Origin of the sequence: Dyadobacter sp. CY356, assembly GCF_021440195.1 — a bacterium.
Lineage (GTDB): Bacteria > Bacteroidota > Bacteroidia > Cytophagales > Spirosomataceae > Dyadobacter.
Genome location: NZ_JAJTSZ010000015.1, coordinates 20,697 through 40,119, shown reverse-complemented (window position 1 = coordinate 40,119; position 19,423 = coordinate 20,697). Strand labels below are relative to the sequence as shown.

Here is a 19,423-nt window from a genome sequence, read left to right as displayed (position 1 = left end):
TGTTCACTGAATATTCGTCTTGGACGAATATTCAGTTTTGTACTTTTTTTGGAATTAGATTTTGAATTGCTCATGTTTAATTGTCCGTTTCAGGGCAACCTATTTCAGGCAATCACAGATTTGAAATTTGAAAGATCAGGTTGATTAACAATTTCTTATTGTTAAAATTCAAGAACCAACTCACCAGCCCCATTAACCCTTAACCCTTAACCACTAACAATTATTAAATATCTCTTTTCCAATCTGCCGGCAGCAATGTGGAATATCTGTCATTGCCTAAAAAACCGGCAATTTCGAATCCCATGGGCATTACTACCCAGCCTTGGGGCGTAATCACGGCGTATCCCTGTGGAAATTTGATTTGTGTATAGGCATAGGGCATATCTGAATAAGGAGAACTTCCACGCTTTTTTGTATAAAAAACTTCAAGCATAGTTCTTGATACCACAAACCTTTCAGTAGATAATTCGCCATCTCTGATAAGCCTGTCACCTCTTACCTGTTCAATTCTGTTATGGATATTGTTGGAAATGTAATTGTATCCGTTCATGCTTCTTACAGAACGAAACATTCTCAAAGAATCAGGAATTTCCTGATAAACTTTGAATCCGTTTTCCTGTAAACTATCAGAAACCATGCTGGCGAGCAAATGTTTAAGTGAGCCTTGATATGCGGTCACCTGATTTCTCCGCCAAAGATTTTTTTGAACAGAGTCTTTTGGTGTTAACAATTGAAAACGCGTACTGCCGCCATAGTATACCTTTCCTTCATAATAATCAAAATCATCAAGATCCTGAAAAATTTTATAGCCCAGTGCATTATTTTCAATAATCAGCGCGGAAGTTGTCTGAGCGCTAAGATGACCATTGTCATCAAGAGAAATTCGTAAAACCTCAGGATTTAATATTTTGCACAGTTTGGCAAACGGGGACTTCCCTAACAATTCTCTGGTAATAATCGCCAGGTGTTTTTCACGTTTTTTATTTTTTCTGGCATAAACAGTTACTCCGCTTAGCTGCATCCCTTCGATGAGTTTGAATTGAACCGTTTTAATACCAGGCTGCTCAAATCTCAAAGTTTGCTTGACCGTTTCGTATCCTAAAAACGAAACAGCCATTTCGATACTACCAATCGTCAATCCAGTCAAACGATAGTTCCCATTTTCATCTGCATTTGTACCAATCGTAGAATTATTTACAAAAACATTGGCAAAAGGCAGGGGTTTGCCTGTCTTTCCATCTGTAACTTTTCCGGTAAGTACAACTGCATTATTCTGTTGAGCATTGGAGATTGTGATGATAAAGCTAAAAATGCAGCTTAATAAAAACAATCTCTGAAAAAAAGATGGATAACGAAACATTATTTGACGGATAACTAACGGGTTAGTGCTTTTCAACTCAAAGATAAATCAGGAGTTTGGAATCTTCATCCTGATACTGATAATGTTGACGGTATGTTGCAAAAGAAAATTCCAACCTGGAAATATTTCCCGGTTGGAATTTTCAGTAACGCAATAATAAGATTATTTCAGTCCCAACTCCTCGCCTATTGCTTTCACTTTGTCCTTCAATCCGGCATAAACGCTATCAAATTCGTCTTTGCCTGCAAGCTCAGCACGAACACCAACATAGAATTTAATTTTCGGCTCCGTTCCGGATGGGCGGCATGTAAATTTAGTACCATCGACCGTAAAGAACTGAAGTACGTTCGATGATTCGATACCCATTTCTCCTGATGGAATTGAAGTTGTTGTTCCGGAAGTAAAATCGGTTGTTGTCAAGGCTTTGTAATCATCCATACGGATTACGTCCGAACCAGCCAACGTCTTAGGTGGATTTGCACGGAAGTCAGCCATCATTTGCTGGATTTCTTCTGCTCCGGTTTTTCCTTTTTTGGTTAAAGAAATCAACCCTTCATAATAGAATCCGAATTTCTTGTAGATTTCAATCAGCATATCGAAAAGACTTAAACCTTTGTCTTTTGCATAAGCTGTTAATTCCGCGATCATGGCGCAGGAAGCAATAGCATCTTTATCACGAACAGCATCGCCGATCAGATAACCATAACTTTCTTCGCCACCACCAATAAATTGTTCAATACCTTCTTTCTCACGGATTACCTGAGCGATGTATTTGAAACCGGTCAATGTATTGTAGCATTTCACGTCATAAGACGCAGCCATTTTATCAATCAGATCCGTAGTAACAATCGTTTTACAAACAAACTGTGTTCCGGTTAATTTTCCTGCGTCTTTCCATGCATTCAAAAGATAATAGATCAGAACACTGGCAGTCTGATTACCATTTAAAAGCTGGATTTCGCCATGATGGTTTTTCGCAGCAATACCAACTCTGTCAGCATCAGGGTCTGTTCCTAAAACAAGATCAGCGTCAATTTCCTTTGCTTTGTTCACAGCCATGGACATTGCTTCGCTTTCCTCAGGATTTGGATAAACAACGGTTGGGAACTGGCCGTTACCATTTGGCTCTGCCTGTTCTTCAATAACAGTAACCGATTCAAAACCCATTTTTTTCAACAACGGCGGAACAAGCGTAACACCGGTTCCATGCAAAGGCGTGTAAACGATCTTTAAATCTTTCTGACGGGCAATCGCATCTTTGGAAATTGAAAGTGACAGAATATGGTCAAGATATTTTTCATCAATATCTGCTCCGATTTTGATAATTTTTAACGCATCACCTTCAAATTTAATATCATCAATCGATTTGATTGCGTTTACCTCATCTATAATGTTGGAATCATGAGGAGCCACAACTTGTGAGCCGTCGTTCCAGTAAGCCTTGTATCCGTTGTATTCTTTCGGGTTATGAGAAGCTGTAACTACAACACCACTCTGGCAACCCAATTGGCGGATTGCGAAAGAAAGTTCAGGCGTTGGACGAAGTGCTTCGAAAAGATAAACCGTGATTCCGCTTGCAGAAAAAATATCGGCAATAATCTGCGAAAACTCGTCCGATTTTATACGGCTGTCATAAGCTATTGCAACCTTAATCTCCTGATTTGGGAATGCTTTATTAAGATAATTTGCCAAACCTTGCGTGGCAGTTCCCACCGTGTAACGATTCATCCGGTTTGAACCTACACCGATCAATCCACGTAAACCACCCGTTCCAAATTCAAGATCCTTATAAAATGCGTCAGTAAGTTCAGTATCATTTTCTTCATCAATCAATTGCTGGATTGATTGTTTCGTATCGATATCGTAATCGCCTTCAAGCCAGGTTTTTACTTTGGCCAGAACAGTAGGATCTAATTGTGCGGTCATAATTAAATTGAAAGATGGATTTCAGAAACAGTTAATTTTAAAATAAGTCGTTGTCGGCAACATAGCGGTATTACGCTTATGTTGTGTATAAAGACTAAAAATATCGTTCTCAGTTGAGTAATTAATAATATAAAAGTAAAAATAATCCGGAATTACTTACTTACCGGCAATTCTTCCCGGGCCACTTCTTTCATTTTTTCCTGTGAAGTTTTAAGAATCAGCTCTGCTACCAAACCCGTCCAGCCTGTCTGGTGATTTGCCCCGCAACCTCTTCCGTTGTCTCCATGGAAATATTCATAGAATAAGATATGGTCGCTGAAATTCGGATCCGTCTGCATTTTCTCATCATCACCGTTGAATGCTCTTCTACCCTCTGCATCTTTTTTGAATATATCGATCAAACGATTTGCAATCGCCATAGCCGCATCTTTTATGGTTACCAGATTGCCGGAATTTGTCGGATATTCAATCTGAAAATCCTCTCCATAATAAGCGTGGAATTTCATCAGGGAATCAAATATCAGATAATTTAACGGAAACCATATTGGGCCACGCCAGTTGGAATTTCCACCCATAATATCCGTTAAAGCTTCGGCCGGTGTATAATCTACCTGCAAAACTTCTCCGTTGATATAGAATTTGTACGGATTGTCTTTATGATATTTTGACAAAGCGCGTACGCCATAATCAGACAAAAACTCATTTTCATCCAGCATCCGTTTCATGATCATCTTCATCCGATGACCGCGAAGGATGGATAGTAATCTGTTTTCTCCTTTTCCTGACTCAAACCAGCGTGATATCAGACGGGCCAGATCCGGCCTGTTTGCCAAAACCCATTCTACACGACGTTTGAAAACCGGCATTTTGTCAAGATTAGTCGGATCGAGGATTTCTACCGCAAAAAGAGGTATCAAACCTACAATCGAACGCACTTTCAACAATATGCTTTGTCCGTTTGGGATATGGATTACATCATAATAAAACTGATCTTCTTCATCCCAAAGACTGATCGACGAATTTTTACCGCCGATAGATTCCATTGCACCGGCAATGTGCAGGAAGTGCTCGAAAAATTTCGATGCCATATCCTGATAAACCGGGTGTACCAAAGCAATTTCCACAGAAATCCGAAGCATATTCAGCGTGTACATCGCCATCCAGCCCGTTGCGTCTGCCTGTTGTAATTTCCCACCGAATGGCATTGGTGTTGAGCGGTCAAATACACCAATATTATCCAGTCCGAGAAAACCTCCGCTGAAAATGTTATTACCTGTATCATCTTTCTGATTTACCCACCAGGTAAAATTCAGAAGAAGTTTGTGGAATATTTTTTCCAGGAATTCGATGTCACCGACACCATTATTCTGTTCCCGGTCAATTTCATAAACTTTCCACGTTGCCCAACCGTGAACCGGCGGGTTTACGTCAGAGAAATTCCATTCGTATGCAGGAATCTGTCCGTTGGGGTGCATGTAATATTCCCGTAGTAAAATTTCGAGCTGGCGTTTGGCAAAATCAGCATCGACCCTGGCCAGCGGCACACAGTGGAAAGCCAAATCCCAGGCGGCAAACCAGGGATATTCCCACTTGTCGGGCATGGAGATAATGTTGGCAGAATACAAATGTTTCCAACCTGAATTCCGTCCCCATTTTCGTCCCTGATTAGGTTCCGGCTGGGCAGGATCGCCTTTCAGCCATTCATATACATTGTAATAATAGAATTGCTTGCTCCACAACATCCCGGCATAAGCCTGACGCTGAATTGAACGAAGATCAGCGTCAGCTACATCTTTCTGAATATCGTCATAAAATTCATCTGCCTCACGGATCCTTTTGTTGAAGAGATCTTCAAATCCACCAAAAGGTTCTGATATTGAATGATTTACGTAACGCATCCGAAACACAACACTTTCACCCGCTTTGATCGTTTTGGTAAAACGCGCTGATGCTTTTGTACCGATATTATTTGGATTTACCGTCGTCGTTTTTTTGCCACTGACGATATAATCGTTTATACCATCTTTTGGGTAAGCAGTATTATTGGCTGTCCCGTATAACTTTTTTAGATTTGATTCATTTTCACAAAACAAAAGTTCATCTGCGTTATCCAGATACAGGTTATACTTTCCATGTTTGCGGTGCGTCACCTCGATCAGACGGTTGGAAATCCCGTTCATCATGGGCTTGTAATTGAACGCTTCATATCCCCATGACCAGGTATTTCTGAACATGATTGTTGGCAAAACAGTAATCGGCGCATCTTTCGGGCCACGGTTATGCACCGTCACTTTCATCATGATATCCTCCTCGTCTGCCTTCGCGTGTTCTATGAAAATGTCGAAATACTCGTTGTTATCGAACACACCCGTATCCATGATTTCATACTCCGGATCCTCTTTTCCACGCTTGCCATTTTCCTGACGAAGTTTGTCATATGGAAATTGTTGCTGAGGATATTTGTAAAGCATTTTAGTATAAGAATGCGTAGGCGTACTATCAAGATAATAATACATTTCCTTCACATCCTCACCGTGGTTTGATTCACGGTTTGTCAGTCCAAAAATCCTTTCTTTTAAAAATTTATCGCGATGGTTCCAAAATGCGAAAGAGAGACAGATGTGTTGTTTATTATCAGAAAAACCTCCGATACCATCTTCTCCCCAACGATATGTTTTGGATAAAGCCATTTCGTGGGTTATATAATTCCAGGCATCACCATTTCCGCTATAATCTTCACGTACAGTTCCCCACTGACGCTCAGACAGATATGGGCCCCATTTTTTCCAACCTTTGTTTTCTTTTTGTAGGCTTAATCGTACTTTCTCTGCGCCATTTGCCATTGGTTCGTCAAATTATCGGGGTCAAAAAACTCAATTATAAATCGTTACGCTACCAAATTCAAGCTTTTTAAAACCTGAAAACCTGTGTAGAAAATGAAATTTACTAAAAAAGAGCTTTAAACAAGCTCTTTTTTGTCCTTAAAAATGGGAAATAAATTATTAGTCAATTTTAATGACAACCCAATCCCGAATAAATTCTATGGCTTCTACATTGTCAAAAACATGAATCTGATCGTCTGTTTCACCTGCAAAAAAATCCGTAATTGACTTCGCCTTTTTTGCGGTTTCGGTTAAAAGCGGATGTCTTCCCTGGGTAATCAAACCTTCCACATCCACAATGTATTCCTTAAACATAAATGGATTTGGAAGCTGGTAGTATTTACCATCCGTTCCGTGAAAAACAGGAACCGGTTTATAAACTCCCTCCGCAAACAATTTACCATAGGTTTGTCTTGCCAAGGCATAGTGCTCATCCGAGGCATCAAAAAGAATTCCCTTCACCGGTTTGATAACATTTTTCTCAGCCGTGATTTTTTCATCCAGACCTTCAAGCAAATGTCTCAGATTCCAGGTATCTTTTCCCAGGCGAATTCTTTCCCTGATCGATTGACGAATAAAATAAGTTAACGCTTGTGTGACACTCAATCCGATTTCAGCCATTTGTTTAAAAATAAATGAAGTCGGCGACATACCCGGAATTGTGTTCGGATCATGCAGTAAAATGGTACCATCCGGTGTCAGAAACCCATCAATACGAACACAAACTGTGATCCCGAGTTGTTGGAAAACTTCGGCGATCACTTTCTGGATTTCCTGGTTTTTTTCAAGCGTAGTATCAACCGGAATTCTTTTGCGGCTTGCGCCTGGTTTGTATTTGGCATTAAAATCAAAAACGTCAACCATTTTAATCACTTCACTTGGAGGCAATGCAAGTGGTTTACCATTGTCAAACTGAATACAACCACAGGAGAATTCCTGTCCATCTATAAATTCTTCAAGCAAAACCTGATCTTCTGCATTTGAACTGCTCAGGACGATAACGTCATCCTGAACAACGAACATATTATTTAATTGTTCAAGCAAATCTGCCGGATGATAAATGATTTTATCTCCGTTCACAACAACCGGAAATCCAATTCCCTCATCCAGATTGGCAATGCGCTGAACATAATTTTTCTTCCCGGCAGCATCAAGCGCTTTCCATGTTTTACTTTCCAGTTCAACCTGAAAAAAACATTGATTGATAGCAGCCACAAAAGCTTCCAGAGAATCCTCTTTCACAATGGCAACGCCAATAGAAGAACCCTGATGCGGTGCCTTTATTACCAAAGGTAAACCAAGATGTTTTTTTAGAACTGTAAAAAGGATGGAGTATTCGCGCGGAATCCATTGATCATAACGTAATGTCCAGCTTTTTTTCTGCTGATTATTAACGAGCGCGATCATTTCGTTTTGCAGGATTTTATCAATTCCAACCGCAGAACCCATTAAGCCGGGGCCGCTGTAAGGAATTTTAAACCATTCCAGCAAACCCTGGATAGCGCCATCCTCACAATCAGGACCGTGCATGGCCAGAAATGCAAAATCAAAATGATCTTTAAATTGGTCTGGTGATAAAAGAATACCGATTTCTGGTGAAACCGGCTGCTTTGCCATTTCAGGAAATGACTCTATATAAGTTTTGAAATCGTCCGTCTGATTACCTTTTGCCGGGTAGAAATCCCTGATTTCCTTTGCATACATCAAAGAATGTTCCAGTTTTATAAAGCGACCAAAGCTGTCGACGAAAACGGGAACCGGCTCAAAAAGTGATTTATCCAAGTACTCGAAAGCGGTTTTACCACCCGCAAATGAAATTTCCCTTTCGCGGGAGGGACCTCCAAAAAAAACTCCTATGCGCATATTATTGCTGATTAGTGCATTTTAAAACGTACCTGCAATATAGGGAGTATTTAAAATGAATCAATTGCAACCAATGGTGCATAGGAAAGATTTATTTCAATTTGGCTGCTTCCAGCCAAATTGAACCGCGTTTGTCTGCGAACGACAAACGATTATGCTAATGAAGGCACATTTGAAGCAACCACACGATTAATATGCGGAACTGCTTTACGAATTGATTCTTCAAGACCGGCACGGAAAGTCATTGCGCTCATCGGGCAGCTTTGGCAGGAGCCTTGCAATTCAAGCCTTACCGTAAGATCGTCCGTCAATTCTACCAACTTCACGTCACCACCATCTGCATGTAAATACGGACGAACAGTTTCCAATGCCTGCTCAATTAATTCTAATGTTTTTTCTCTTGAATCCATTATTAAAAAGTCTATTCGGTAATATGCAAGATTTTATTGATAAAGTCAAACAGTGCTCTTGTTTCAAGCCTGAATTTCTACCATTTTCGTTTTCTCCTTCGTTGCATTTCTAATGGCTACTTGTTGTGCCAAACCCTCTGCTGCAATGCGGAAAGCATCATTCACAATCGGATTGACATCCATTACAGCCGGGCGACCTTCGTCACCTGCCTCACGAATACTCTGTACCAAAGGAATCTGACCCAGCAAAGGTACGTCAAATTTATCAGCCAGCGATTGACCGCCGCCTTTTCCAAAAATATGGTATTTGCTATCCGGAAGTTCTGCCGGTGTAAACCATGCCATATTTTCCACAACACCTAAAATCGGCACATTAACCTGGGGCTGCCTGAACATAGATATTCCTTTTACGGCATCTGCCAAAGCGACTTTTTGTGGCGTTGTAACGATAATCGCTCCGGTAACCGGTACGGTTTGCACCAAAGTAAGGTGAATATCGCTTGTTCCCGGAGGAAGGTCAATTAAAAGATAATCCAGATCACCCCAGTCCGTATCTCCAAAAAACTGTTTCAATGCCTGACTGGCCATCGGGCCGCGCCATACTACTGCACTATCGGCAGGCGTCAGAAATCCGATAGAAATCATTTTGATACCATACTGACGGATCGGGTTAATATAATTTTTCCCGTCTCTGGGTGTAATGGTTGGCTGCATATTTTCAGCACCAAACATCAGCGGAATCGATGGGCCTGAAATATCAGCGTCAATAATCCCGACGGAAGCTCCCGAACGATGCAAAGCCATGGCAAGATTGGCCGTAACCGTTGATTTTCCAACTCCGCCTTTTCCGGAAGAAATAGCAATCACATTTTTAACACCCGGAATCAGTGCTGCGCCCAATGGCCTGATACTCGTAACGTTCGAAGTTAAATTAATAATGACCTCAACATCCGGATTCAAATGTGTATGAATTGCTTCAACACACATTCTCTTGATCAGTTCTTTCAAAGGGCAGGCAGGTGTGGTTAAAACAACCGTAAATTTCACCTGGTTCACACCAATCTCAATGTCCTGAATCATGTTCAGCGTTACCAGATCCTGTTTTAGATCCGGCTCCTGAACGGTACCCAAAGCTTGTAATACTTTTTCCTTATTGATTGTAAATTCGCCCATCGTAATAATTTCGCCCGGAAACCGCAGCGTACTGGATATGTCCTGAGATTTATCTCAAAATCTTGATTTTATATATTTCGCCTGATCTTACTGAACAAGATTTACCCGGAATGAGTTTAAGAATTCGTTGGAAATTCACGAATTCTTCGATTTATTTCTATCAATTCAAAAGACAGATCAACCTGATCTGCCAAATCGCTTAATCTGTTTTGCAGTGTATTTAATAATGCCAGATGACTTGGCGTGAACCCATGCTGGGTGTTATGATTCAACATCTTTTGAACCCCTTCCCAGTTTTTCATAAATTCCAATGCCGGTTTATCAATGAAACTTTCCGCAAAAATACGAAAGATATGATCTTCCGCTATGCTATTAGGATGAATAAGATCGGGTTTGTAGAAACGGTAATCACGTAATTCATCTATCATAATCTCATAGGCAGGAAAATAATTAACCTGTTTGAACTTCTCAGACAAACGGTGGCAAACCAGGCGTAAAGTCGATTTACTAACCTGATTTAGAGGAAGCGTATCCTTTGTATGACGAACCGGACTGACCGTCAGTATAATTTTCAAATCTCTTTTTATTGATTGTAATTTAAAAAGAAGATGTTCCAATCCGATAGTAACCTGATCTAAATGCAGCAATTCCTTAACAAAATGATCAGCCGGCACTTTGTGACAATTTCCTACCAACACATTGGTTGCTCTGTGACGATAAGCAAAGGCTGTTCCGAGCGTAATCACAAGCACATCTGCATTCCTTAGAAACTGATTAACCTGCTTTTGTTTTTCAATCAGTTTTTCTTCCAGACCTACCCGGCTTTCAGACCAGAGCGAAGAATGGAAATCATGATGTAACCAGATCATGTCACTGTTTTGATGATAAAGTGCTGCATGCGGCGGCTTGCCATCCAGCGACAGATCAAGAAGTTTTGCAATGGCCAGCGGGTTAAAAACGGTTCCAAATGGATTATTTAAAACCGGAAATTTATTCCCGGAAAGCTGATTTCCCAACACATCAGCAAAGCAGGAGCCGATGGTCGCTATTTTAGATTGATGACTTATTTTCCATTCTGAAGGTATTACGTTGAGTTCTGTGGTAAGTTTTAATTGATTCATTCGGTCTGTATTATGGGGCATGCAAAATTACAAATATTTGATCAGTCCGGCACAAACAACCTGAGGAAGAGGATTTCAATAATTAATATATAAACGTTAAATTTGAAAAATATACACACAATTGAAGAATAATGATTGAATTGGTGAATGAGAGAATAATTGAATGTGGGCTTTCTGGAATGGAACGCCACTATCGGCTATGAATAACATTACTGAATTTATCGCAATTGAATGAATAGGTAAATTTGCTTACGAAGATTTTGTTTTACGACCTCAACGCGCTCCTTCGGAGCATCCTGTTTATAGAAAAATATTAATTTCCAGCTACTTCCCTAACTCCTTAGGAGTTTCCTGAAAATCTTAGGCGGCTCCTATGGAGCCAGAAAAATAAATCTTAAATTACCTTGCTATAAACAGGAAGCTCCACAGGAGCTGTTTATTCTGATTATTATATCAATATTCGATTTACCTTGTTTTGCTTTACGAGATCAACGCGCTCCTTCGGAGCATCTCGTTTATAGAAAAATATTAATTTCCAGCTACTTCCCTATCTCCTTGGGAGTTTCCTGGAAATCTTAGGCGGCTCCTATGGAGCCAGAAAAATAAATCTTAAATTACCTTGCTATAAACAGGAAGCTCCACAGGAGCTATTTATTCTGATTATTATATCAATATTCGATTTACCTTGTTTTGCTTTACGAGATCAACACGCTCTTTCGGAGCATCCTGTTTATAGAAAAATATTGATTCCAGCTACTTCCCTATCTCCTTGGGAGTTTCCTGGAAATCTTAGGCGGCTCCTATGGAGCCACAAGAATAAATCTTAAATTACCTTGCTATAAACAGGAAGCTCCACAGGAGCTATTTATTCTGATTATTATATCAATATTCGATTTACCTTATTTTGTTTTGCTCTACGAGATCAACACGCTCCTTCGGAGCATCCTGTTTATAGAAAAATATTAATTTCCAGCTACCTCCCTAACTCCTTAGGAGGTTTCCTGGAAATCTTAGGCGGCTCCTATGGAGCCAGAAAAATAAATCTTAAATTACCTTCCTATAAACAGGAAGCTCCACAGGAGCTATTTATTCTGATTATTATATCAATATTCGATTTACCTTATTTTGTTTTGCTCTACGAGATCAACGCGCTCCTTCGGAGCATCCTGTTTATAGAAAAATATTAATTTCCAGCTACTTCCCTAACTCCTTAGGAGTTTCCTGGAAATCTTAGGCGGCTCCTATGGAGCCAGAAAAATAAATCTTAAATTACCTTGCTATAAACAGGAAGCTCCACAGGAGCTATTTATTCTGATTATTATATCAATATTCGATTTACCTTATTTTGTTTTGCTCTACGAGATCAACACGCTCCTTCGGAGCATCCCGTTTATAGAAAAATATTAATTTCCAGATACTTCCCTAACTCCTTAGGAGTTTCCTGGAAATCTTAGACGGCTCCTATGGAGCCAGAAAAATAAATCTTAAATTACCTTGCTATAAACAGGAAGCTCCACAGGAGCTATTTATCTGAATATCATTTCAATATTTGATTTCATCTAATATCTTTTAAGTAAGCATGGCAAAAATTAAAAGAGATATTCCGGTCAAATTAACCGGCGAGCAAATCGTTAATAAGAAATTGAAGGAAATGAATGAATTGTTAAAAGATGTAGATCTTTCTAAATTACCAAAAAGACAAAATGCTAATCGGGAATGATATGGAAACTAAGAAAAGCGAGTCTGTAAAGAAACTTACCGGAGAACAAATTGTTCAAAAGAAACTGGACGAAGTCAATGCTGTTTTAAAAAAGATGGATTTATCCGGACTAATAAACAGACGCACTAAAAACAAAGTTTAGCTATGCAAAAATTTTTTTCTGGAAAATTATTTCTTCTTTCTATTTGCCTTATCATTATTTCGAATTGCTCGCAATCCCAAACTCCACCTTCGCAACCTCCACCGGCGAAATACGAGTTTGGATCGACACCAATCTGGCAGGATGAATTTAATTATTCAGGAAAACCAGATGTGAAAAAATGGAGTTATGATTTAGGCGGCGATGGATGGGGAAATCATGAATTGGAAAACTATACTGACAAATCAGAAAATGCCCGTGTTGAAAATGGCAATCTTATTATTGAGGCCAGAAAAGAAACATCAGGCAAACAGAATTACAGTTCAGCACGGTTGGTAACAAAAGGCAAAGGAGATTTTTTATATGGGAAATTTGAAATCCGTGCCAAACTTCCGCAAGGACGCGGAACCTGGCCTGCAATCTGGATGCTTTTTTCCCAACAAAATTATGGCAATAAAGGCTGGCCGGATAATGGCGAAATTGACATTATGGAACACGTCGGTTTTGACCAGAATCATATTCACGGAAACATACACACCAAAGCATTTAACCACGTTTTGAAAACGAATAAGGGCGGCGATACTTTACTTACGGACGCCTCAACCGCTTTTCATATCTACACGTGTGAATGGACTCCAACATACGTGTCAATCGGCATTGACGGAAAAGACTATTTCAGGTTTAATAAAGAATCAGGCTATACCTGGGAGCAATGGCCGTACGACAAACCTTTTCATTTAATTTTAAATATGGCTGTTGGCGGCGACTGGGGCGGACAGAAAGGTGTGGATGACAGCATTTTCCCTCAGAAAATGGAAGTTGATTATGTCCGTGTCTACCCGTTGGTTGAGAAAAAGTAATTTGAAATTCCGGCTCACGGAGCTAACTTGCACACATGGATCATTTCGTTGTTTCGGCCAGAAAGTATCGCCCGGTCACTTTCGACTCGGTAGTTGGCCAATCACATATCACGACTACGCTTAAAAATGCAATTCGTACCAATCACCTCGCACAGGCATTCTTGTTTTGCGGTCCGCGTGGTGTTGGCAAGACGACTTGTGCCCGTATTCTTGCCAAAACGATTAACTGTCAGAATCTTGGCGATGATGTGGAAGCATGCGGTGAATGTGAATCCTGTATCAGTTTTCAAAACAATGCATCTTTCAACATCCACGAACTGGATGCTGCTTCCAATAACTCTGTGGAAGATATCCGTAACCTGATCGATCAGGTTCGCTATCCGCCTCAGACGGGGAAATATAAAATCTACATCATTGATGAGGTTCACATGCTTTCGCAGGCTGCTTTTAATGCCTTTTTGAAAACATTGGAAGAACCGCCCGGATATGCCATTTTCATTTTGGCTACTACCGAAAAACATAAAATCCTGCCAACGATTTTATCCCGTTGCCAGATTTTTGATTTCAACCGTATCCAGCCAAAAGACATTGCATATCACCTCGCTGATATCGCAAAAAAAGAAGGCATTGTAACAGAAAAAGAAGCACTCGAACTGATCGGCCAGAAAGCGGATGGAGGTTTGCGTGATGCACTTTCGATGTTTGATTTGAATGTTACCTTTTCAACCGATAATCATTTGACTTATGCAGCCGTTTTAGAAAATCTGCACATTCTGGATTACGATTATTATTTCAAAATTACAGACGCTTTGACCGCTGCAAGTGTAGCACGTTCTCTGGTTTTGTTTGATGAAATATTAAGAAAAGGATTTGACGGACATTTGTTTATTGTCGGCTTGCTTGAACATTTCAGGAATCTTCTGGTCTGTAAAGATCCTGCAACGGTTTCTCTTTTACAGGTTTCAGAATCTGCCGAGCGAAAATATGTTGATCAGTCCAGAGATGCAGATATGAGCTTTTTGCTTTCTGCATTAAGTGTTGCCAGTCAGTGTGATATCAATTACAAAGCTGCTAAAAACCAGCGGTTACATGTGGAGCTTTGCCTGATGAAACTGGCTAATCTCCCCAATATACTTCAACTTCATTCTCTTGCTGCCGCTGATGAAGCGGCAAAAAAAAAAGTTGAGCCTCAACAATCTGTAAGTAATAACGAAGTAAAAGAACCAACGCCGGTTTATGAAAACCGGTCACAGGAGGTTTCGAACTCCAACAGCCATATCGCACCCAGCTTACAACAGCCAATAAGTCCGGCGACAGCAAGACCGTCGAAACTTAGAAGTACAACGCAGCTTACCCCGCAAGATCCAAGCTCTCAAAACGGAGCGGCTAAAGAAGTTACAGTTCCATCCAATGAAGTTTCGACCGCAACACCTCCAAAAGAACTTCTGGAACTGACGCTGGAAAATTTACAGCAGGTTTGGCATGAATTTGCAGAGAACAGAAGGAAAACAAAAGATTCAACAACGGAAGGAATTGCATTGAACAGAGCCGTTGAACTGGTCGATTTCACCATTCAGATTGCACTGGATAATGATCCGCAAATGGATGCCTTGCAGGGAATGCGCTATGACTTGCTTGGATATCTGAAAAGCAGATTTAATGCCCCGAGACTGGAAATAAATGCGCGGGTGGCGCCACATGAAGTAAATCGTTTGCCTTATACGCCAGCAGAAAAATTCAATTATATGGCGGAGAAAAATCCTTATTTGTTGCAGTTAAAACAAGCTTTGGGATTGGATGTAGATTTTTAAATTAACTTCCCGCTCTTTCCAGAAATAATTTGTGAAGTGCCAAAACCTGTGGAATCAAGGCAATATTCCCGCCATTATCAATTTTAAAGTCTGCAATTGCATCCCGTTCTTCGTCAGAAATTTGCCTTTCGATTATCGATCTGATTTCAGCTTCTGAACGGTTTTTATCACGGTTTCTGATTCTTGATAAACGTAATTCAACCGGCGCAGTTACTACAATCACAAAGTCCAGATTGTTATTATCGCCAGCCTTGTTCATAATCGCAGCTTCCTTGATCACGTAAGGAGAATCAGCGTTTTTTTCAAGCCAGGCATTAGTATCCTTCCCAACAGCAGGATGAATAATTCCACTAAGTTTTTTAAGTAGATCAGTATTTTTGAAAACCTGCGAAGAAACAAAGGGACGATTATATTCACCATCCAAAGTATAAGATTCCTCTCCAAGTAAATGAATTACAGCTTCGCGAATTTCAGGATCATGATTCGTAAGCCATTTAGCGCGGGTATCAGCATCATAGACAGGAATATCCAGACAAGCAAACAACCTGCAAACAATACTTTTGCCAGAACCAATGCCTCCTGTTACACCAATATTCACTTTTTTTAATGGTTAATGATTAACCCTTAACTATTAATCCTTATTAAGATTTCCTAAGATCTGCGCTACTTCAAAACTGACATAAACGTCGCGATGACTGACTTCTACCAGCGGAGAGGCTGCTAACGGGATTGGCAGACTTTCGTCGTAATTATTTTGAATTTTCTTGGTAGGGATTCCTAACCGGATGGTATCAGGATAAGTGCGGATCAGAGAGATGGGTCCGTCAACTGAAATCAGTGATGGCGATACATTGATAATACTCGAAATTACGTATCCCTCCCGCATATTGATTCCCGCGCTGTCAATCCGGATTGGAATGATCTTTCTGATTTTTCTTTCAAAACTTAATTCAAAAGTATCCGAAACCACGTAGTTAACTTTCACATCAGGAAACAGTTCCGTGATCTGGTCTGTCAGAGATGTGGAATTTATAAAACTTGCTTTGGTAGGATTCAAAACTTTGTAAACAACCGGTGCGGCGTTGAAATTCAGCCATGATTTTCTTAGCAAATTCCACCCGTCACCCGTCACATTTACTGAAATTCTTTTTGGTAAAGGTTGTAAAGGCACAAAAGCAGCAGCGTCATACTCAACAGTTAACGGATAGCTGAGCCTGATAGAATAATCCTCTTTGTTCAGCACATTCATCAACCAGAAAAACGTAGCCGCCAAAAGACAACCTAAAAAAGTTTTAATCTTATTCCGACCTGATGGAATGTTACTCACAGCTGCTAATTAAATAATTGTATATTCTTTTCAATATACAGTTAATATGTATTATACAAAAAAAGCGGTGTCAGGATTTGATGTAATCACCTCAATATAAAAATATAAAGGCCACCCCTGACACCACTCAAAATTATTATATCAAATAAATAACGTTCTTCCGTCAGATATTATTCTGCAACAGTACGGGCAATGGCCGATTTGTCAACAGTCAATTTCACGCCTTTATCCAGTTCAAGTGTTACCAAAGTTTCTTCAACATTGTAAACTCTTGCATGAATCCCACCGATTGTAACAACCTGATCACCTTTTTTAATTGCGCTCAAAAGTGTTTTAAGTTCTTTTTGCTTTTTTTGCTGAGGACGGATCATGAAGAAATAAAATACCCCTATAATACCAACCCACATAACCACCTGATAAATCATAGCTTGTGAGCCACCTGCTGCCTGTAATAAAATTGAAAGTGTCATTATTGTATTAGGGTTATTAAGATAGTTAAAACGAGATCATTTAAACTTTTTATTACCGGAAAATAGCTTCCGGTTTATTTTGCTGCTTCCGGTTTTGGCGCCGCATTAACAATTCCTCTTAAACGTAATTCTGAATAAGCCGGGTCTGTATTGGCATAAACAGTAACCGTTTTTACCTGCGGCCCGGATTTGCCTTTACTGTTAAAACGAACTTTGATACTCGAAGCAGCATTCGGGGCAATCGGATCACGCGGCCATTCTGGCGTTGTGCAGCCGCATGATGATGTAATGTTATTCAGGATCAGCGGATAAGGCCCGTCATTTTTAAAATGAAAAGTATGCTCTACCACTTCACCTTCCTGAATGGTCCCGAAATCAAAAGAGGAACTGTCAGTCAAAGTAAAAACGGGAAGTTTGATATCTCCCGTTTTTGAATCTTTTTTACTTTCAGCACCTGAACAATTTACAAGCATGATGGCAATTCCCGAAAGAATCACGAATGCAGCAAGTTTTTTCATAAGTTGAGTTTAAATCAGTTGGTCTGACTTTTTATTTGTGCCATCAGACGGTCTACATCTTCAAGCAGCTTTTCTGCCTTTTCACGTGCATCCGTCACAACACGCTCGCCTTCTGTTCTTGCGTAGCTGTCAGGCTGATTTTTTTTGTCAATTAAATCTTCGATCACATCCTGTAACTTTTCACGGTATTTGGACAACCTGTATGTAAGCTGGGTGCGAAGCACATTTCCTTTATCAGGAGCATAAAGAATCCCCAAAGCTGCTCCGGTTGCACATCCAGTCAAAAATGCAATTAAACTACGGCTCGATTTACTCATGGCTTTATAATTTTAGCGGTTACCCGCAACTGTTGATGATTAACTTTAAAAATCAATTAACCTAAAACTTCTATGCCTATTTATTATCTATCAATCCACGGCCACTTTTTCGGATAATACCCTGCGCTGCTAATTTAACAGAAAGTACATCAAGTACACCATTCACAAACTTACCACTTTTGGGTGTACTATACCTTTTTGCGATCTCAATAAATTCATTGATCGTCACTTTTACCGGAATTCCCGGAAAATGAATTAACTCAGCCAAAGCTGTTTTCAGGATAATCATATCCACCAGAGCAATACGATCCAGTTCCCAGTTTTTCAGTTGTTCGTCAAGATAAAGATCATACTGATCATTTTCTTCAATTACATATCTGTAAAGTTCCTCAACAAAGAAACGGTCCTCTTCCCAGTCTTTTGTCAAAGGAGCCAAGGTGAAAGTTTCTGCATTGTCGGCAGATTTCAATGTTTTGATTGCAAGGCCGCGGATCAGTTCGCTATGATCAGCCCAGTATAGATCTCGTTGTTCGAGATATTCAAGCGGAACTTCATGTTTCAAAATTACCTGACGCAATATATATTGTACCAGCAGCTGATCTTCTTCCGGCGTATGTTCAACTTTATTGCAATATTCCTCATAGGTCGCATCCTTTCGTAATGCCTCACGATACGTTTTGCGTATCATGTTCATGTCATTACTCCAGTTGATACCGTTTCTGATTATTTCTTCTTCAAGTGTTTTATCTTCCTGCAAAACCATAATGACACGGTTTGTATTCAGGCCGCCATTTTTTGAGAAAGGAGCTTCCGGATCATCATATTTCCGTTCACGATCCAGTTTTGCCTGATACGAAAGTTCAAGTAACATGGACAAAACGCGGATAAAATCAACGTAAATAGATTCCGTTTCATTGAGCACGCGACGAACCATTTTCTCTCCGTCCGTTCCCGTTTGTCTTTTATATGCCTGATACGCACTGCCGGCAACTTTTGCCACATCAGCCGAAACATCATCATTCGGTTTTAATTCTCCGCTTTTGATAAGTTCATCCAATGCCGCTCCTGCCAAATGTTTGTTGCTGGTAAGTTTTTGCTTGTCCTGAAATTCCATGGAATTTAAATCAGGCGCAAACGCTTCTTCAATCTGATCCAAAGCAAGTAAACGATTGGCATCAGCAGTTAATTTGCGTGCGTAAAGAGCTTGAACAGCTTTTGTTCGTAATAATCTTCTATTCAGCATAAGCCGGAATACTAATTGGGTAAAAGGTACAGTAAACCAAAGAACGGGTCTGCGTTTTCAGCAAGGTTTTTATTTTAACAATCCCCCGCGATAATATTTAAAATTGACCGCAAAATTAGACTATTTTGTTTAGAAATGGAAAAATCGAAGCGATGGTTTTACATTTGCAACGTTTTAAAACATTTGAATGTTGCTATTGAAGCATGCCTGAATCGGTTCAAAAATCTACTGTTTTGAAAAAACCGGGATTTATCAATTTAAGTATTTACCTCAATGCGGATAA

Annotated in this window: 17 protein-coding genes; 4 read left to right on the top strand and 13 right to left on the bottom strand. The window is 39.9% G+C overall.

Going from position 1 to position 19,423, the window contains the following annotated elements:
- Positions 1–223 precede the first annotated feature (223 nt).
- The 7 genes from LXL81_RS28805 to LXL81_RS28775 all read right to left on the bottom strand — a co-directional run bounded on the left by LXL81_RS28805 (position 224) and on the right by LXL81_RS28775 (position 10,735).
- Positions 224–1,360 (bottom strand): carboxypeptidase-like regulatory domain-containing protein, encoded by a 1,137-nt coding sequence (locus tag LXL81_RS28805; RefSeq protein WP_234651619.1) that lies wholly within the window; start codon positions 1,358–1,360, stop codon positions 224–226.
- A 162-nt stretch (positions 1,361–1,522) separates the two neighbouring features.
- Positions 1,523–3,286, bottom strand: coding sequence for a phospho-sugar mutase (locus LXL81_RS28800; RefSeq protein ID WP_234651618.1), 1,764 nt, complete (start codon positions 3,284–3,286; stop codon positions 1,523–1,525).
- A gap of 152 nt (positions 3,287–3,438) precedes the next feature.
- Entirely contained in the window at positions 3,439–6,129 is a 2,691-nt protein-coding gene (locus tag LXL81_RS28795) for an MGH1-like glycoside hydrolase domain-containing protein (protein ID WP_234651616.1), read from the bottom strand.
- A gap of 159 nt (positions 6,130–6,288) precedes the next feature.
- Positions 6,289–8,031, bottom strand: a complete 1,743-nt coding sequence (locus tag LXL81_RS28790; protein ID WP_234651614.1) for a D-alanine--D-alanine ligase — start codon at positions 8,029–8,031, stop codon at positions 6,289–6,291.
- Positions 8,032–8,183: 152 nt separating this feature from the next.
- Positions 8,184–8,441: a NifU family protein gene (locus LXL81_RS28785; protein WP_090335217.1), complete on the bottom strand. Its 258-nt coding sequence runs from the start codon at positions 8,439–8,441 to the stop codon at positions 8,184–8,186.
- A gap of 63 nt (positions 8,442–8,504) precedes the next feature.
- A complete protein-coding gene (locus tag LXL81_RS28780) occupies positions 8,505–9,614 on the bottom strand; it encodes an Mrp/NBP35 family ATP-binding protein (protein ID WP_234651612.1) in 1,110 nt (369 codons plus the stop codon).
- 116 nt (positions 9,615–9,730) lie between these two features.
- Positions 9,731–10,735, bottom strand: coding sequence for a GSCFA domain-containing protein (locus tag LXL81_RS28775; RefSeq protein ID WP_234651610.1), 1,005 nt, complete (start codon positions 10,733–10,735; stop codon positions 9,731–9,733).
- A 1,579-nt stretch (positions 10,736–12,314) separates the two neighbouring features.
- Here LXL81_RS28775 and LXL81_RS28770 point away from each other — a divergent pair.
- From LXL81_RS28770 to LXL81_RS28755, 4 genes are read left to right on the top strand one after another with little or no spacing between them, the layout of a single operon-like run.
- Entirely contained in the window at positions 12,315–12,455 is a 141-nt protein-coding gene (locus LXL81_RS28770) for a hypothetical protein (protein WP_234651608.1), read from the top strand.
- Position 12,456: 1 nt separating this feature from the next.
- On the top strand, positions 12,457–12,597 hold the full coding sequence (locus LXL81_RS28765) for a hypothetical protein (RefSeq protein WP_234651605.1): 141 nt from the start codon (positions 12,457–12,459) through the stop codon (positions 12,595–12,597).
- 2 nt (positions 12,598–12,599) lie between these two features.
- Entirely contained in the window at positions 12,600–13,454 is an 855-nt protein-coding gene (locus tag LXL81_RS28760; protein ID WP_234651603.1) for a family 16 glycosylhydrolase, read from the top strand.
- 35 nt (positions 13,455–13,489) lie between these two features.
- The gene (locus tag LXL81_RS28755; RefSeq protein ID WP_234651601.1) at positions 13,490–15,265 is read left to right on the top strand and encodes a DNA polymerase III subunit gamma/tau; all 1,776 of its coding nucleotides are present in this window, start codon (positions 13,490–13,492) and stop codon (positions 15,263–15,265) included.
- A gap of 1 nt (position 15,266) precedes the next feature.
- Here LXL81_RS28755 and coaE read toward each other — a convergent pair whose 3' ends face one another.
- From coaE to nusB, 6 genes are all read right to left on the bottom strand, one after another.
- On the bottom strand, positions 15,267–15,863 hold the full coding sequence (gene coaE, locus LXL81_RS28750) for a dephospho-CoA kinase (RefSeq protein ID WP_234651599.1): 597 nt from the start codon (positions 15,861–15,863) through the stop codon (positions 15,267–15,269).
- Positions 15,864–15,896: 33 nt separating this feature from the next.
- Positions 15,897–16,592 carry a hypothetical protein gene (locus LXL81_RS28745; RefSeq protein WP_234651597.1) on the bottom strand — a complete coding sequence of 232 codons (696 nt, stop codon included), beginning with the start codon at positions 16,590–16,592 and terminating at the stop codon, positions 15,897–15,899.
- Positions 16,593–16,762: 170 nt separating this feature from the next.
- Positions 16,763–17,062 carry a preprotein translocase subunit YajC gene (yajC, locus tag LXL81_RS28740; RefSeq protein ID WP_234651595.1) on the bottom strand — a complete coding sequence of 100 codons (300 nt, stop codon included), beginning with the start codon at positions 17,060–17,062 and terminating at the stop codon, positions 16,763–16,765.
- Between the two features lie 74 nt (positions 17,063–17,136).
- Positions 17,137–17,580 (bottom strand): DUF1573 domain-containing protein, encoded by a 444-nt coding sequence (locus LXL81_RS28735; RefSeq protein ID WP_234651593.1) that lies wholly within the window; start codon positions 17,578–17,580, stop codon positions 17,137–17,139.
- Between the two features lie 14 nt (positions 17,581–17,594).
- Positions 17,595–17,897 carry a YtxH domain-containing protein gene (locus LXL81_RS28730; protein WP_234651591.1) on the bottom strand — a complete coding sequence of 101 codons (303 nt, stop codon included), beginning with the start codon at positions 17,895–17,897 and terminating at the stop codon, positions 17,595–17,597.
- A 76-nt stretch (positions 17,898–17,973) separates the two neighbouring features.
- Positions 17,974–19,140 carry a transcription antitermination factor NusB gene (gene nusB / locus LXL81_RS28725; protein ID WP_234651588.1) on the bottom strand — a complete coding sequence of 389 codons (1,167 nt, stop codon included), beginning with the start codon at positions 19,138–19,140 and terminating at the stop codon, positions 17,974–17,976.
- Positions 19,141–19,423 lie beyond the last annotated feature (283 nt).